The organism is Pseudomonas sp. PB106, from assembly GCF_009764645.1.
In the GTDB taxonomy this organism is placed as follows: domain Bacteria; phylum Pseudomonadota; class Gammaproteobacteria; order Pseudomonadales; family Pseudomonadaceae; genus Aquipseudomonas.
On record NZ_RWIM01000195.1, the window covers coordinates 1 to 1,025 of the forward strand.

Consider the following 1,025-nt stretch of genomic DNA (forward strand, 5'->3'; position numbering starts at 1 on the left):
GGAAAGTGACCAGCACTTCCATGCCGATCCGCGGGATGGCGATGCCGCCGTACGCCGCGCCGGCCCAGCCGCTGGCGACGCGCATCCAGCAGGTGGTTTTGTCGTTGGACTGACCTTCGCGGTCCCAATGGAATTGCACTTTGATGCGGCCGTATTGGTCGCAGTGGATTTCTTCGCCTGCCGGGCCGGTGACGACGGCGGTCTGGCTGCCGAGGACTTTCGGTTTCGGGTGTTCGAGGGCAGGGCGGTAGTGCGCGTCCCACGGCGTGGCGAGGAAGCTGTTGCGGTAGCCCTGGTGGAAATCGCTTTTGTTGTCGGTGACGTCGCTGGTGACGTTTTCGCCGAGCACTTGCGGTTGTTTACCTTCGTGGAAGACTTCCAGCAGCAGCCACAGATCGTTCCACTCGGCGCGCGGGTGTTCGGCGAGGGTGAGGAAATGGCCGCTGGTGAGGGTCGGTTCGTCACCTTTGCCTTCGGCGAGTTTGTAGTCGCTGCGATGGCGTTCGAGGGCGCGAGTGGAGAGGAATTTGCCGCGCTCGCGGGTGGTGAAACGGCCGGGATAGTCGTAGTCCTCCAGATCCGGGGCGAAGTCGGATTTGACTGCGCCTTCGGGGAGGATCTTCGGTTTTTCGAAGTCGTAATCGCGGCGAGAAACGCGGGTGGTGCGGGTTTCCAGACGCAGGTTGAAACGCTTGATCACCGGTTTATCGGCGCTCATGCCGGAGTCCTGCTGGTAGCTCACCGCTTTGAGTTTGCGGAAAACCGTCTGGTCATCGCCGAACACCAGTTTGTGCCCACTGCTGCTGTGCTGGAAGTGGAAGTGAATGCCTTCCTCTTCGCACAAGCGCTGGATGAAATGCAGGTCAGACTCGTCGTACTGCACGCAGTAATCGCGTGACGGGTACTCGGCGCCGAGCTGGAAATCGTAGGCGTCGGCGAGGATGCCGCGATCCTCAAGCACCTGGCCGATGATTTGCGGAACCGTCAGTTGCTGGAAAATCTGCTGATCGTGGTTGTGGCGCAGG

Annotated in this window: 1 protein-coding gene; it reads right to left on the minus strand. The window is 61.0% G+C overall.

Annotation, left to right across the window (positions count from 1 at the left end; translation table 11 throughout):
* Positions 1-1,025, minus strand: a 1,025-nt coding sequence (gene tssI / locus EJA71_RS24475) for a type VI secretion system tip protein TssI/VgrG (protein ID WP_158960157.1), incomplete at both ends; no start/stop codon positions are given.